16 protein-coding genes are annotated in these 14,503 nt (G+C 67.0%); 10 read left to right on the top strand and 6 right to left on the bottom strand.

Features of this window, described 5'->3' with window-relative positions; genetic code table 11:
* Positions 1 to 2 precede the first annotated feature (2 nt).
* From JWP83_RS13135 to JWP83_RS13125, 3 genes are read right to left on the bottom strand one after another with little or no spacing between them, the layout of a single operon-like run.
* Positions 3 to 1,844, bottom strand: a complete 1,842-nt coding sequence (locus tag JWP83_RS13135; RefSeq protein ID WP_297730463.1) for a CheR family methyltransferase — start codon at positions 1,842 to 1,844, stop codon at positions 3 to 5.
* Positions 1,845 to 1,898: 54 nt separating this feature from the next.
* Complete coding sequence (locus JWP83_RS13130) at positions 1,899 to 2,657, bottom strand: STAS domain-containing protein (RefSeq protein ID WP_297730460.1); 759 nt, start codon at positions 2,655 to 2,657, stop codon at positions 1,899 to 1,901.
* Entirely contained in the window at positions 2,650 to 3,663 is a 1,014-nt protein-coding gene (locus JWP83_RS13125; protein ID WP_297730519.1) for a chemotaxis protein CheB, read from the bottom strand. The genes JWP83_RS13130 and JWP83_RS13125 overlap by 8 nt, the downstream gene beginning before the upstream one ends.
* Positions 3,664 to 3,776: 113 nt before the next feature.
* Here JWP83_RS13125 and JWP83_RS13120 point away from each other — a divergent pair, with 113 nt between their 5' ends.
* Positions 3,777 to 5,885 carry a catalase gene (locus JWP83_RS13120; RefSeq protein WP_297730458.1) on the top strand — a complete coding sequence of 703 codons (2,109 nt, stop codon included), beginning with the start codon at positions 3,777 to 3,779 and terminating at the stop codon, positions 5,883 to 5,885.
* 69 nt (positions 5,886 to 5,954) lie between these two features.
* On the top strand, positions 5,955 to 6,212 hold the full coding sequence (locus JWP83_RS13115) for a Rho termination factor N-terminal domain-containing protein (RefSeq protein ID WP_297730456.1): 258 nt from the start codon (positions 5,955 to 5,957) through the stop codon (positions 6,210 to 6,212).
* 9 nt (positions 6,213 to 6,221) lie between these two features.
* On the opposite strand, the gene JWP83_RS13110 is transcribed toward JWP83_RS13115, so the two are convergent.
* A complete protein-coding gene (locus JWP83_RS13110) occupies positions 6,222 to 6,797 on the bottom strand; it encodes a nucleotidyltransferase (RefSeq protein WP_297730454.1) in 576 nt (191 codons plus the stop codon).
* Positions 6,798 to 6,903: 106 nt separating this feature from the next.
* On the opposite strand from JWP83_RS13110, the gene JWP83_RS13105 reads away from it, so the two are divergent.
* From JWP83_RS13105 to JWP83_RS13085, 5 genes are read left to right on the top strand one after another with little or no spacing between them, the layout of a single operon-like run.
* Complete coding sequence (locus JWP83_RS13105; RefSeq protein WP_297730452.1) at positions 6,904 to 7,629, top strand: glycosyltransferase; 726 nt, start codon at positions 6,904 to 6,906, stop codon at positions 7,627 to 7,629.
* Positions 7,626 to 8,570, top strand: coding sequence for an acyl-CoA dehydrogenase family protein (locus tag JWP83_RS13100; RefSeq protein WP_297730450.1), 945 nt, complete (start codon positions 7,626 to 7,628; stop codon positions 8,568 to 8,570). The genes JWP83_RS13105 and JWP83_RS13100 overlap by 4 nt, the downstream gene beginning before the upstream one ends.
* A gap of 26 nt (positions 8,571 to 8,596) precedes the next feature.
* Positions 8,597 to 9,370, top strand: a complete 774-nt coding sequence (locus tag JWP83_RS13095; RefSeq protein ID WP_297730517.1) for a PIG-L family deacetylase — start codon at positions 8,597 to 8,599, stop codon at positions 9,368 to 9,370.
* Entirely contained in the window at positions 9,367 to 9,993 is a 627-nt protein-coding gene (locus JWP83_RS13090; protein ID WP_297730448.1) for an SAM-dependent methyltransferase, read from the top strand. The genes JWP83_RS13095 and JWP83_RS13090 overlap by 4 nt, the downstream gene beginning before the upstream one ends.
* Before the next feature lie 53 nt (positions 9,994 to 10,046).
* Positions 10,047 to 10,832 (top strand): endonuclease/exonuclease/phosphatase family protein, encoded by a 786-nt coding sequence (locus JWP83_RS13085; protein WP_297730446.1) that lies wholly within the window; start codon positions 10,047 to 10,049, stop codon positions 10,830 to 10,832.
* Here JWP83_RS13085 and JWP83_RS13080 read toward each other — a convergent pair.
* Positions 10,829 to 11,116: a DUF3349 domain-containing protein gene (locus JWP83_RS13080; RefSeq protein WP_297730444.1), complete on the bottom strand. Its 288-nt coding sequence runs from the start codon at positions 11,114 to 11,116 to the stop codon at positions 10,829 to 10,831. The two genes, JWP83_RS13085 and JWP83_RS13080, sit on opposite strands and share 4 nt — an antisense overlap.
* Positions 11,117 to 11,245: 129 nt before the next feature.
* The gene (locus JWP83_RS13075) at positions 11,246 to 11,482 is read right to left on the bottom strand and encodes a CsbD family protein (protein WP_297730443.1); all 237 of its coding nucleotides are present in this window, start codon (positions 11,480 to 11,482) and stop codon (positions 11,246 to 11,248) included.
* 210 nt (positions 11,483 to 11,692) lie between these two features.
* On the opposite strand from JWP83_RS13075, the gene JWP83_RS13070 reads away from it, so the two are divergent.
* From JWP83_RS13070 to JWP83_RS13060, 3 genes are all read left to right on the top strand, one after another.
* Positions 11,693 to 12,535, top strand: a complete 843-nt coding sequence (locus JWP83_RS13070; protein ID WP_297730442.1) for an SDR family oxidoreductase — start codon at positions 11,693 to 11,695, stop codon at positions 12,533 to 12,535.
* A 302-nt stretch (positions 12,536 to 12,837) separates the two neighbouring features.
* Positions 12,838 to 13,236 (top strand): heme-binding protein, encoded by a 399-nt coding sequence (locus JWP83_RS13065; RefSeq protein ID WP_297730440.1) that lies wholly within the window; start codon positions 12,838 to 12,840, stop codon positions 13,234 to 13,236.
* Positions 13,237 to 13,334: 98 nt separating this feature from the next.
* The gene (locus JWP83_RS13060; protein ID WP_297730515.1) at positions 13,335 to 14,390 is read left to right on the top strand and encodes a DNA topoisomerase IB; all 1,056 of its coding nucleotides are present in this window, start codon (positions 13,335 to 13,337) and stop codon (positions 14,388 to 14,390) included.
* Positions 14,391 to 14,503 lie beyond the last annotated feature (113 nt).

The following is a 14,503-nucleotide window of genomic DNA, read 5'->3' as shown; positions in this document are numbered from 1 at the left end:
GCTCAGCCCAAGACCTCCATCAGCAACAGTGCACCGCCGACGGTTCCCAGGCTCGACCGAAAAGAAGTGCACACGACCCGTATCCGAGCCGGGCGGCCGCGGCGGTTGACCGCGTCCACCACCGCTTCGCCGGAGCTGTCGGGATCGACGAACGCGTTGCCGATCAAGGGCCGCACGCCGTCCAGCGGCAGCCCGATATCCAGCTCGGTCAACCGGGTTCCCGTCGTCTCGTCGGCCCTCAGCCCCCACAGGTCTTCGCATCCGCGGTTCCACACCACCACCCGCATCTCCCGGTCCACCACGACCATCCCCAGCTGAACCGAGCTGATCAGCGAATCCAGGAAATTCTTGGCGTTGTCCAGTTCCACGCTGCGTTCATGCAGCGTGCCGTTGATGGTGTGCAGTTCGTCGTTGGTGGACTGCAGCTCCTCGTTCATCGTCTCGAGCTCTTCGTTGGTGGACTGCAGTTCCTCGTTGGTCGTCTCGAGCTCCTCCACCGTGGACTGCAGTTCCTCGTTGGTCGTCTCGAGCTCCTCGTTTGTGGATTGCAGCTCTTCGTATGCGGCCTCGAGCTGGCGGTTGGTATCCACGACCTTGTCGAGGAGGGCACGCGTCGCGGTGACGTCGAAGAACACGATCGACACGCCAAGCAGGCCGTTCTCGGCGTCGACGAGCGGATTGACGTGGATCTCGAACCACACCGTCTCGGCAGCGGGTCGCTGCCATTTGACGTCGGGAATCCGGGTCGATCGCCGCTCCACCTTGGCCTGTTCCAGGTAGGCGCGCAGCTCGAGCGGGCGGTAGGACACTTCGAGATCACCCAGTAGCCGGCCGATGTCGCGCGCCGAGAGGCCGAAGACGCTTTCGGCCTGCTGGTTGATCATCGCGACGGTGTCCTCGCCGGTGATCACGATCTGGGCGACCGGGCTGGCGCGAAAAGCCAAGTCGCGCACCGTGGTCAAGCCGGGCAGGTCGCCGTGGCGTTCGTAGAATGCGGCGGCCGGATCGTAGGGATCCACCATGCCCCGGGCCCCGGCGAACTTGCGGAAGATCCGATTCTTGAGGCTCAACGGCGCGTAGCGTTCGCTGTGGCTCAACAACATCTCGGCGTGCCCGAGGAACAGCGTGCCCTGGGGCGCAAGCGCGAAACGTAGGCGCCCCAATACGTTTCGCTGCGTCTCGGCGTTGAGATACATCAGGGTGTTGCGGCACGCCAGCAGATCGACGCGCGAGATCGGCGCGTCCTTGACAAGGTCGTTGCGGCCGAAGATGACCGCGCGGCGCAGATCCTTGTGGAAAATGTAGCGACCGTTGACCTGTTCGAAATAGCGCGCAAGCAGGTCTTCGGGCACCGAGTCGACGGCCTTGGCGTCGTAGGACGCCGCGCGCGCCTCGGTGAGCGCCTCCTCGTCGATGTCGGTGGCATAGATCTTGATCCGCTGCCGGAACGCGTCGGGGCCCAGGGCCTCGGCAAGCAGCATGGCCAGCGTGTAGGCCTCCTGCCCGGACGCACATCCCGCGCTCCACACCCGGATCGGGTCGCCGGGTCCGCGCTCGGCCAGCATCCGCGGAATGACCTCGGCCCTGACGAATTCCCAGGCCTCCGGGTCCCGGAAGAACGCGGTGACGTTGATGAGGATGGTGTTGAACAGCGACGCGAACTCGTCCGAGCTGGCCTGCAGAACGTCGAGGTACTCCTCGAAGGTGGTGTAGCCGGCCTGATCCATCCGGTGCCGGACCCGGCGCATCAGCGACGTGCGCTTGTAGCCCGTGAAGTCGAAGCCGCGGGAATCCCGCATATAGTGTAACAAGGCTTCGAAGGCCTCGTCAGTCGTGCCGTCCATAAACGTCCCGTTCGAAAGAGCGTTCGCTTAAGGACTCGAACACTACTCGCGCCGCTAGAGCCGATTTTCGCGACCGACCAGTGCCCACACCGTCTTGCCCGAGGGCGTCGGGATGGCGCCCCACATCCGGCTCAGCGCCGAAACGATGGCCAAGCCGGACACGATTTCGGCGCCGCGATCGGGATCTTCGTGCCGGCCCGGCAGGCTGTCGCTGCCGTCCTCCACCGCGACTGTGACGGAGTCGCGATAGCTCTCGACGATCAGCACCGGCTCGCTGTGAGTATGGTCGAGCGCGTTCTCGACGAAAACCGTCGCTACCGTTGTCGCGAGCGGGATCAGGTCCTGCATTTCCCACCGGATGAGCCAGTCGTTGACCATGGCTCGGGCCAGTCCGACGCTGACCCTGCTGGCCGGGAGGTTGGTGCGCGCCCGCCGCCGGACGGCTACCGCCTGGCCCCGGACGGCGTCGAGCGCCAACTCGCGGTTGGCGTGCACCGGCACGTATCGGGTCACACCGACGGCGGCGACCGCTCGACGAACGTCCGGATGCTCGCACACCAGCAGGATTGGAACGTCCGGCCAGGTACTCACGTGCCAGCGGGCGCTGGTGAATACCATCCACGCCGACGCGGACGGCACGGACAGGCGGTTGACATCCGCGATCACCGCCCGCGGCTCGTCGAGGGCGGCCTTGATCATGGTGTCGCGGACCGTTCGGTACGTCGAGCTGTCCAGCACACCGCCCATCACCAGGATCGGTACATCCTGCTGAGGTGCCGCGTCGATCCGGATGGCCGCCCCGGGTTCATCCACCGGCATCACCGCGACGAGGGGAATGGGCCGCGAGCCGGCCGCTGAGCACGCCCAGCGCCCGTTCGCTTTCCTCGGCCAGGCGGCTGTAGTGCCGCGAGAGTAGGCCGGGACCGGCCTTTTCGACGAGTTGCCGGGCCAATTCGGCCTCTTCTTGCAGGCTGCGCAGCGCGCCCTCAACCTCCTCGTCCCGCGCGGCGAGCAAGGCATCCGCCGTCCAGGGATGGCCGACGTGGCAGCGGAAGTGGCCCTCGCTGATCGAGATCAGCGAGCCATTGCAGTCGGGGCACGTGTATCCCGACGGCGCGCCGAGTTGTCGGGTGTCGAAGTCGGTCGAAAACCGGGAGGTCATCGCGATACGGTTCTCCAGGTCCAGCGCCGCGTCGGGTTCCATGGTCCGGTCCTCGATTTCTTTCTGGGCGAGCTCTTTGAGGACCGCGCCGACCTCGGCCGCCCCGACCTGCCGATCCAGCACGCCGGCGTCGCGCGCGTTGGTCGGCAGCGCCGCGAACACCGCGTCCTCCGGGGACTGGCCGATGGTGGTGCCGCCGCGCGAGCGGATCGCGGCCAAGCCCAGCACGCCATCGTCGAGCACGCCCGACAGCAACACCCCGACCGCGCGGCGGCCGAATGCCACGGCTACCGAGCGGAACAGAGCGTTGATCGCGGGGCGATGCCCGTTCTCGGTCGGTCCCTGTGACAACATCACCCGATGGTCGGCGACCAGCACATGGCGATCCGGAACGCTGACGTAGATATGGCCGGGCTTCAGCGCCGCGCCGTCCTCGGCGGCGACCGCGGGCAGCGGGCCGCTGCGGTTGACGATCCGAGCCAGGACGCTCGGCGCACCGGGTGGGACGTGCAGCACGATCAAGTAGGCGTACGGCAAATCCGCCGATAGACCGGCGGCCAAACGCGAGAGCGCTTCGACGCCGCCCGCCGAGGCACCGATTGCGACCACACCGCACAGGCCGTCGCTTCCACCGCCCCTTTCACTGGTCGCGTCAATCACCACCCTCGACTACCCTCCCCAAGCGTACGTAACCGCGCAGCTGGTGGATAGAGACACTTGCCGTGTCAGAGGACCCGTTTACGGCCGGTGAACCGTGGTAACCGAACCCCATGGACACCAACAACACGTCCGATACCAAGCAGCGCGATCTCGAGCCGTCGCGGGTCCGGCGCGACACCGGATACCTGACCACCCAGCAGGGCGTCCGCGTCGATCACACCGATGATTCGTTGACCGTCGGTGAGCGGGGTCCCACGCTGCTGGAGGACTTTCATGCTCGGGAAAAGATCACCCACTTCGACCACGAGCGCATCCCGGAGCGCGTCGTTCACGCGCGCGGGGCCGGCGCATACGGCTTCTTCGAACCGTACGACGACTGGCTGGCCGAATACACCGCGGCGAAATTCCTGACCAGGCCGGGTACCCGCACGCCGGTTTTCGTGCGATTCTCCACGGTGGTCGGGTCCCGTGGTTCGGCCGACACGGTCCGCGACGTACGCGGGTTCGCCACCAAGTTCTACACCGAGCAGGGCAATTACGACCTGGTCGGCAACAATTTTCCGGTCTTCTTCATCCAGGACGGCATCAAGTTCCCCGACTTCGTCCATGCGGTAAAACCCGAGCCGCACAACGAGATCCCCCAGGCACAGTCGGCCCACGACACGCTGTGGGACTTCGTCTCGCTGCAGCCCGAGACGCTGCACACCATCATGTGGCTGATGTCGGACCGTGCCCTGCCACGCAGCTATCGCATGATGCAGGGTTTCGGCGTGCACACGTTCCGTCTGGTAAACGACCGCGGTGAAGGCACTTTCGTGAAGTTCCATTGGAAGCCCCGCCTCGGCGTCCATTCGCTGATCTGGGACGAGTGTCAGAAGATCGCCGGGAAGGACCCCGATTACAACCGCCGCGACCTGTGGGAGGCCATCGAGTCCGGCCAGTATCCGGAATGGGAACTCGGGGTACAGCTCGTGGCCGAGGCCGACGAGTTCAAGTTCGACTTCGACCTTCTCGACGCGACGAAAATCATTCCGGAGGAGCAGGTTCCGGTCCGGCCGGTGGGCAAGATGGTGCTGAACCGCAACCCGGACAACTTCTTCGCCGAAACCGAGCAGGTTGCCTTTCACACCGCCAACGTGGTGCCCGGGATAGACTTCACCAACGACCCGTTGCTGCAGTTCCGCAACTTCTCCTACCTCGACACCCAGTTGATCCGCCTGGGCGGCCCCAACTTTGCGCAATTGCCGGTCAACCGTCCCGTGGCCGATGTTCGAAACAATCAACAGGACGGCTACGGTCAGCACGCGATCCCACAGGGCCGATCGAGCTACTACAAGAACACCCTCGGCAGCGGATGTCCGGCGCTGGCCAATGAGGACGTGTTCCGCCACTACACGGAGCGGGTCGACGGCGCTGTGATGCGCAAGCGCGCCAAGTCCTTCGAGAATCACTACAGCCAGGCGCGGATGTTCTGGAAGAGCATGTCGCCGGTCGAGGCCGAACACATCGTCGCCGCGTTCGCCTTCGAACTCGGCAAGGTGGAAGTGCTCGACATCCGTTCGGCGGTTGTGGCCCAACTCGCCCGCGTGGACCACGAGCTGGCCACCCAGGTCGCGGCGAAGTTGGGACTCCCCGAACCGCCCGACGAAGCGGTCGACGGCGCGGTGGCCGCCTCGCCGGCGCTGTCCCAAATCGGCGTCGGCGACACCATCGAGTCGCGCAAGATCGCCGTGCTGGCCGCCGATGGTGTGGATGTCGTTGGAACGCAACGCTTCAAAGAACTGATGCAACAGCGCGGGGCGATCGTCGAAGTCCTGGCCCCCGTCGCCGGTGGCACCCTGCGCGGTGGATCCGGCGGCGAACTCCCCGTCGACCGGGCGTTCACGACGATGGCGTCGGTCCTCTACGACGCCGTGGTGGTGGCGTGCGGACCGGATTCGGTATCGACGCTTTCCAACGACGGTTACGCCGTGCACTTCGTGGTCGAGGCCTATAAGCACCTCAAACCGATCGGCGCGTACGGCGCCGGGATCGACCTGCTGCGGGCCGCACACATCGAAACCCGGCTCGCCGAGGACACCGAAGTAGTCAACGACCGATCCGTCGTGACCACGACGGCGGCGGCCGACGAGTTACCAGACCAGTTCGTTGAGGAATTCGCCGCCGCGCTCGCGCGCCATCGCTGCTGGGAGCGCCAAACCGACCCGGTGCCCGCCTAGCGATCAACGGGTTTCGGCCTTTTGCGGGCCGGGCATTCTGGCAGCGTCTAGACACAGGAAGGATGAGCCATGCCACGTTCGTCGATCAAGAACGAGAAGTTATATCAGGATCTCCGCAAGAAGGGCGACTCCAAGGAAAAGGCGGCGCGGATCTCCAATGCGGCCGCCGGGCGGGGGAAGTCGTCGGTCGGCCGCAAGGGTGGCAAGTCCGGTTCCTATGCGGACTGGACGGTCCCGCAGTTGAGGAAAAAGGCCAAAGAGCTTGGCATGTCCGGGTATTCGAGCCTGACCAAGGACAAGCTGGTCGCCAAACTGCGCAACCACTGACGAGCGCACTCAGCCGATGAGGCCCAGCCGGTCGGCCAACACCAGAAACGCTACCGCGTAATCGTTGTCGGCGGTCTGGGCCCTGATGTGCTCCCAGTCCAGCCGTTCGCGGACCGCCCGCACCACCGGAAGCAGTTTCGCGAAGTCGCAGTGATGTTCGCCCAGGGAGCGCAGTTTCTGGACGACCACCATGGTGGGCGGCAGCACCGGCATCGCGATCGCCAGCACTTCGCGATGTTCGGCGCGATCGAGTGTCGCCGGCTCCACGCGCTCCCCATTGATGCGGTGTAGGACGTCCACGACCGTATCGCCGGTGCGCGCCTTGAAAAGCCAGTCCTCCGGGGGATGCTCGACGGCGAATCCGGCGGCGGTGAGGGTTGCCTCGGCGCTGGCCACATCTGATTCGGCGACCACAAGGTCCACATCGTGGCTGGGTTCGGGCGCGCCGAAAGCCCAGAGGGCATAGGTGCCGGCCAATGCGAAGCGCGGCCCGTTCTCCTTGAGGGCGGACGCCGCACTGCGCAACGCTTCTCGCAGCTGCGCGCAGGAGGCGGACGCATCCGCGGGCGGCTCAGTGCGTGTCATGATGCATAGGTCATACCCCTCCTCCGGGGTATACAACCTGGCCCAAACCGCACCGCTTCGTTTGCTGTCCGTTTAAGTGACGGTCAGACGGGGCAAGTCTTGAGTTATGTCAGCCCCCGTTTTCCGCGCCTGCCGTGCTTACGATCGGGCGGCCGTCGTGGTTCCGGCCCACAACGAAGGGGCGAAGCTGCCGGCTTGCCTGCGGGCGGCGCTTACCGCGGCGCTGTGCGCGCCGATCCCGGTCGCGATCGTGGTGGTCTTGGACGCCAGCGACGACGACAGCGCGAAGCTGGCCGGCGAGTACGGGCCGGACATACATTTCGTCCAGGTCGATGCGCACAACGTCGGCGCCGCGCGGGCGGTCGGGTTCGGTTACGCGCGCTCGCTGTTCGCCGACGGCGACGACTGCTGGTATGCCACAACCGACGGCGACAGTCGAGTGGACCCCGGCTGGCTGGTGCATCAGCTCGAGCTTGGTGCCGACATGGTTCTGGGCCTGGTACGGGTCGCCGATTGGCGCCACCGTTCCCCCGAGGTCGCCGACCGCTTCGACGAGGCCTACCAGGCGGGCGCGCCGGGCCGGGACGGCCACGTGCACGGCGCCAACATGGGCTTCAGCGCCCGGGCCTACTGGCGGGTCGGCGGATTTCGCGCGCTGGCCTCGGGTGAGGACGTCGACCTGGCGGAGCGGTTCGAGGCCGCCGGCTACACGATTCACCGCGACGCCGAGTCGTCAGTCATCACGTCGGCGCGAACTCACGCTCGGGCCCCCCACGGATTCGCGCATTATCTCGGGCAATTGGAGAGATCGCCGGCAGGAGATCGCGCGTGACGGCGGGGTTGGTGCAGCACTGGCTGGAGTCGGGACGACTCGAGTTGCCACTGCCCGCCTCGGGACGCACCGCCGAACGCTGGCAACGCCTGGCCCGGCTGGCCGAGGACGACATCGTGGCGGCCCGGATCGCCGAGGCCCACGTTGACGCCGTCGCGATACTGCACGAGCTGGGCGGTAAGCCGCCCGATTCCGATCAGCTGTGGGGCGTTTGGGCGGCCGAGTCGTCCGACGCCGCGGTGATTGCCAGCAAAGTCAGCGGCGGCGCGATCATTCTCAATGGCACCAAGGTGTGGTGCTCGGGCGCGGGGTTCTGTACCCACGCGCTGGTGACCGCCCGACTCGACGACGGAAGACGCGGCCTGTTCGCCGTGCCGGTCAGCGAACCTGCCGTCAAAGCGTTGCCGACCACGTGGTGGAACGTCGGGATGGCCGGCAGCGACACCCGGGCGGTGCAATTCACCAACGCCCACGCCGTCGCCGTCGGGGATCCCGATGACTACCTGAATCGGCCGGGGTTCTGGCACGGCGCGATCGGCGTGGCCGCTTGCTGGCTCGGCGGTGCGCGGAGGGTCGCCGAGCCGTTGTACCGCTGCACCACAAGCAAATCGGCCGACGCGTATTCGCTGGCGCATCTGGGTGCCGTGGACGCCGCGCTTGCCGCAGGCGACGCGATCCTGGCCGCGGCGGCAGCCCAGATAGACGTGGATCCGTTCGACCGCTCCGACACCGCTCAACTGCTCGCTCGGCGCGCGCGCACGGTGGTGGAACACTCGGTCGATGAGGCCATCACCCGGACCGGCCGCGCCCTCGGGCCGGGCCCGCTGTGTCAGGACGGCCGGCATGCTCAGCGAGTGGCCGACCTGACCATCTACATACGACAAAGCCACGCCGAGCGCGATCTGGCCGAGCTCGGGCGACTCGCCGGGCGGCGGCCATGACCACACTCGAGGGCCTGCCGCGGGCTGTGAAGACCCTTCCCGCAAGCAATTGCGCAAAATTCGCCGCCAAGCCGCTGACCCGCGGCGGCACTCCGGTGCCGGTGTGGCTGGCCGCCCTCGACTCCGAACCGCCGCCGCCACTGGACCTGAGCACTTGCCCCGGGCTGGTCGTCGTCGCGCCCCACCCCGACGACGAGACGCTCGGCCTCGGCGCGACGATCGCACAATTGGTCGCCTCGGGCGTCAACGTGCAGCTGATCTCGGTCAGCGACGGCGGGGCCGCCCGGCCCGGCGCGACGCCGCGGGAGCGGACGCGTGTGGAGATCATACGTAAGTACGAACTACGCAGAGCAACAGGAGTTTTGGGGGTTTCTCCGCCGGTGTCGCTGGGTCTGCCCGATGGTGAGCTGGCCGACCACGAGGACACGCTCGCCGAACTGCTCACCGGGGTCTTCGAGGAGGCCGCGCCCGGAACCTGGTGTGCCGCCACCTGGCGGGGCGACGGGCATCCCGATCACGAAGCCGTGGGCCGTGCGGCCGCCGAAGCGTGCGGGCGCACGGGCGCCGCGCTGCTGGAATATCCGATTTGGATGTGGCAGTGGGCCAGCCCGGCCGACCCCGCGGTGCCGTGGGACCGGGCCCGCCGTGTGCGCGTGCCTTGCTGGGCGCTTGATCGCAAACGCCTTGCCGCGCATTGTTTTCGCAGCCAGCTCGAGCCGGGCGCCGCGGGCACCCCGCCCGTGTTGCCGCCGTTCGTGCTGCAGCGGCAGCTCGCGGTGGGAGAAGTGGTGTTCCGGTGACCACACGGCTGCCCGATGCCTACTTCGACCGGATGTACGACGGAGCCGACGATCCGTGGCAGCTGTCGACGCGCTGGTACGAGCAGCGCAAGTACGCCATTACCATGGCCCTGCTACCCGACCGCCGGTATCGACACGCTTTTGAGCCGGGCTGTTCGATTGGGGCCCTGACCGCGCGGCTGGCACGCCGCTGCGATCACGTGACCGCGATGGACGTGGCCGATGCGGCGCTGCGAAGCGCGGATGCGCGGCTGCGGCGGGCCGGCTGCCGGGACAGGGTGACGCTGTATCAGTCGTCCCTGGACGTCACATGGCCGCCCGGTCCCTTCGACCTTCTGATGCTCAGCGAGGTCGCCTACTACCTGGAGGCCGATGCGCTGGCCGCGGTGTTGGGCCGCGAATGCCCCCGGCTGCAGCGGGGTGCGAAAGTTGTTGCCGCGCACTGGCGCCATGTCGTGGCCGACTATCCGCTCACCGGTGACGCGGCGCAAGCCGTGATCGCGGAAACGCCCGGGCTGACGTCCGTAGCCCGATACGGGGACCGCGATTTCGTCGTCGAGGTGTTCGACACGGGTGACGGCCGGTCGGTGGCGGCGCGCGAACACGTGCCCGGCGCCCGCTAGCGCGGAAGGCCGGCCAAGGTGAGCACACGCCCCAGAGCGGGTATCGAAAAGTTATGCGCGTAGCGACCTTCAACATCTTGCATGGCCGCACCGTCGGGGACGGGGTGCACCCTGAGCGGCTCGCAGACTGCGTGCGCCGCCTGAATCCCGACGTCCTCGGATTGCAGGAGGTCGACTGCGACCAACCTCGGTCATCCCTCGCCGATCTCACCGCGGTGGCGGCCGACGCGATGGGCGCGGTGGAGCACCGGTTCGTGGCCGCGATCTCCGGCACCCCCGGTGCGACCTGGATGGCCGCCACCGGCCGCGAGCAACCCGGCACGGCGGCCTACGGGATCGCGCTGCTGTCCCGGGTTCCGGTGGACAGCTGGCAGGTGGTGCGGTTGCCGCGGATTCCGATGCGGTTTCCCATGTATCTGCCGGGACCCAACCGGGTGATGATCGTCGACGAGGAACCGCGGGCGGCCGTGATCGCGCAGCTGCACGCCCCGTGGGGCGGGCTCACGGTGGCCAACACGCATCTGTCCTTCGTGCCCGGCTGGAATCGGCGCCAGCTGCGGCGACTGATCCATGACTTGCGCGGCTTCCCGGGTCCGCGGCTGCTGATCGGCGACCTCAACATGACACCGGACGCGGTTCGCCGCTGGTCGCGCATGCGGCCACTGGCCGTGGCGCCGACGTTTCCCGCGGACGCGCCCCAGCGGCAGCTCGACCACATCCTGACCGACGACCCTCGCCTGCGCGGCGGTGCCGTGGAGTCCGACGCGATGCCGATCTCCGATCACCGGCCGCTGGTGGTCGACCTGGAATGCGTGTCAGCGCCGGGCGGACGTCCTTAGTCACCGGCCCATCCCATCGCATCGAGTCGATGCTGGACGCGATCGATGTCGTCAAGCGAGGGCATCTCGTCAGTGACGCGGGTGATCGCCACGCCGACGTCGGCATTGTCGATCGACGGGCGTTTGCGCCCGGTGAGAGTGGTCGCGATAGTGGCGACCTCGTCGTCGCATATTCGCCGTGGCAACAGCGCCAACGCCGGCGCGTAGCCGAAGCGCGGCACGCCGCTCGGGTAACCGGCGCGCAAAAACGCAATAATGCTCGACATTCCGTCGCGCAAGCTCATCTTCAACCTCCCCGCCGCCACGCCGGGCAAAGCGGGACGGTTCTTGCCGGGAATAACCCGCCGCACCGGTTTGAAACGCCGAAAAGGGGTCCGGTCCTACTGCTGGACCGGACCCCCTTCGGGATCGGCTTACTGGTTTTGCTTCTGGCGCTCTTCCGCGGCCTTTGCGCCGGCGCGTGCGGAATCGGCTTCGGCTTCCTTCTTGCCCGCGTCGCGCTGAGCGTCGGCCTTATCCTGTTGCGCCTGGCCCTCTTCGACGATGTCGTCGCGACCGGCGACGGTTCCGCCCACCTCCTTGACCTTGCCCTTGACGCCTTCCACGACGCCCTTGACGGCCTCTTGCGGTCCGCTCTTTTGATCCCCCATGGGTCGACCTCCCTCTCGGTGGTTACGTGTTTGCTTCGCACCTACCGGCTTCCCGCCGGGCGCCCGGCCAAACGCCCGCACCACATCTCCGGTCGATTGACCCTGGTCACGTCGGGGCTGTGCGATTGATCACCCGGGCGACTCGCTTTTCGAGCGAACTTGTTTGAACGGAGTTTTTATGGGTAGCTCTAGCCGGCGACTACCAAGGGGGTGGATTCCCTGAGCACCATCGCTGTCATCGGGGCGACCGGCACGGCCGGATCCCGCGTCGTCTCCAGGCTGAGGGCCCGCGACGTCGGGGTGGTCGAGATCTCACGCGCGCACGGCGTTGACGTGATCTCCGGGCGGGGGCTGTTCCAGGCACTGGCGGGGGTGGATGTCGTGATCGACGTCTCCAACCCGATGCCGGCCGATGGGCACGCCAGCATCACCCAGACGGTGGCCACCGCAACCCGTAACGTCGTGGGTGCGTGCGCCGCGCGCGACATCCAGCGTCTGGTGGTTTTGACGATCGCCGGCATCGAAGATCCCGTGTTCGACGGCTTTCCCTACTACGAGGCGAAACGAGCGGCGAAGGACATCGTGCTCGAGGGTCCGGTGCCGGCGACGATCGTGAAATCGACCCAGTGGTACGAGTTCGCCACCAATCCCGCCGCGGTGAGCTCTCACGACGGCGAGGTGATCGTCCAGGACTGGCTGGTTCAGCCTATTGCCGCCGACACCGTCGCCGACGTGCTGGTCGAGGCGGCCCTAAGTCAGACACCCGCGCCGCGCACCATCACCGGCCCGGATGCGATCCGACTGCCTGAGCTGACGACCAAAATGCTCGCCCAGCAAGGCGATAACCGCCGCGTCCGCACCGTGCAGCCCGACCTGGCCGCGCTCGCCTCCGGCGCGCTGCTCGCGTCCGACGGCGCAGTCGTCGTCGGCCCCGACGTCGACGCTTGGCTGCTCACCCTTTCCCCCGCCGGCACTGACGGCGATTCGGCCGGGGACGGCAGCGATCCGAAGACCGGCTTGCCGACGCGGGATTTTTCAAACACGAGCCGTTAGGCGCAGCCGGGGAAACGAAATCGGTTAGTCGATCGGCCGCAAGTAAGGTCACGGTTCCGTCACGATCGGTGTGACGATTGCTTAAGAACTGGCCGGGTTTCCTAAGAAATCTCAGCAATGGCGGGCCAATTTGGTTGCCCGCTTAGCAAAAACCCCTCTAGTGGCCCTTTCGGGAGGAGCGTGAAGGGCGATGTTCGTTTCCAGCGAACACCCGCACTTTTCTCTTCCGCTACTTTGGGTTTGGAGGGATCGGGAACCTCTGCAGTAAGTCAATTGATCTATTTCGAAGGACAACACTGATCATGAAAATCAGCAGTATCGTCGCGCGCCGGCGAGTTGCCGGCATCAGCGCGGGCTTTCTGCTCGGGGGCTTGACCATGGGCGTAATTGCTGCCCCGTCGGCGGCCGCAGCGCCCGACTGCAGCCCTGGCGGTGTGAACGCCACCGTCTCCTCGGCGCAGGGCGCGGCGCAGCAGTACCTGGCCGCACATCCGGACGCCAACCAGGTGGTCACGGCCGCCTACGGCCAGCCGCGGCCGGAGGCCGAGTCCAGCCTGCGCGGCTACTTCACCGGGCACCCGCAGGAGTACTACGACCTGCGCGGCATCCTGGCGCCGATCGGCGACACGGAACGGCAGTGCAACGTCACGGCCCTGCCGCCAAATCTGGAGTCCGCCTACCAGGAGTTCATGGCCGGCTGACTTCGCCGACAACGACCCGCCACAGCGCCGTGGCGGGTCGTTTCGCGTTCATACCGGGCGGGTAATTGTGCAGTCAGCCAATGGGACTGGAGGCAACGATGCGGCTGCGTCGCAGCGATCTCAGCAAGCCGGGAATCGCACGCAAACGCCGGGGCAAGGGCTTCGCCTACTACGACGCCGAGGGCAACCGGCTGTCCGATCCGGCCACCCTGGCGCGCATCAATGATCTCGTCATTCCGCCGGCGTGGAAGAAGGTGTGGATCTCGCCGCACGCGGGAGGCCACATCCAGGCCGTCGGCACCGATGCGGCCGGACGCCGCCAGTACATCTACCACACCGCCTGGCAGCAGGAACGCGCCGAGGAGAAGTTCGACCGCGTCCTGGAGCTGTCCACGCAGCTGCCGATGTGGCGGGCGCGCGTCGCCAAAGACCTGGCGCGCCCCGGCTTGACCCGCGAGCGCGTGCTCGCGGTCGCGCTGCGCCTGCTGGACCGCGGCTACTTTCGCGCCGGCGGCGAGCAGTACGCCGAGGAACACGAGTCCTACGGACTGGCCACCTTGCTGTGCAGCCACGTGACGGTGCACCGCAACGCGGTCGAATTCGACTTCCCCGCGAAGAGCGGGGTGCGTCGCACGGTGGAAATCGAGGACGCCGAAATCGTTCGGGCGGTGCGCGCGCTGATGCGACGCTCGGAAGGCACCGACCGATTGCTGGTGTGCCGCACGGAATCCGGGTGGGTCGACATCCGGTCCGACGACCTCAATGCCCGATTCAAGGAAATGGTGGGCGACGAGTACACCGTCAAGGACCTGCGGACCTGGCACGGCACCGTACTGGCCGCCGCGGCGTTCGCCGACGGGGACCCGCCCGTCTCGCAGCGGGTGGTCAAGCGCGTCGAGTCCGCCGTCATGAAGGAGGTCGCCGAGGAGCTGGGCAACACCCCGGCGGTGGCGCGAGGGTCGTACGTGGACCCGCGCGTCGTCACCGGTTATGAGCAGGCACTGACGATCGAGGCGGCAGCACGTCGCGCCGAACGCGCCCGCCGACCCGAGGCCACGCAGGAAATCCTGGAGAAGGCGACCCGCATGCTGATTCGCCGAGTAGCCAAGGGCCAGAGGCTATCCGGCTCCTCGGAACTGCCCAAGAGCGCGTGACCTGACGCCTCGCGGCGTTCGGCGCCGTCTCGTCCACATTGCGAAGAATTTTCGTCAGGCGAGGTGGCAAACCGCGGGCCCGACCGGCCGCCTTACCAGCACAAATCCCGGTC

Source organism: Mycobacterium sp. (genome assembly GCF_025965855.1).
Lineage (GTDB): Bacteria > Actinomycetota > Actinomycetes > Mycobacteriales > Mycobacteriaceae > Mycobacterium.
This window is presented reverse-complemented; position numbering and strand designations above follow the sequence as displayed.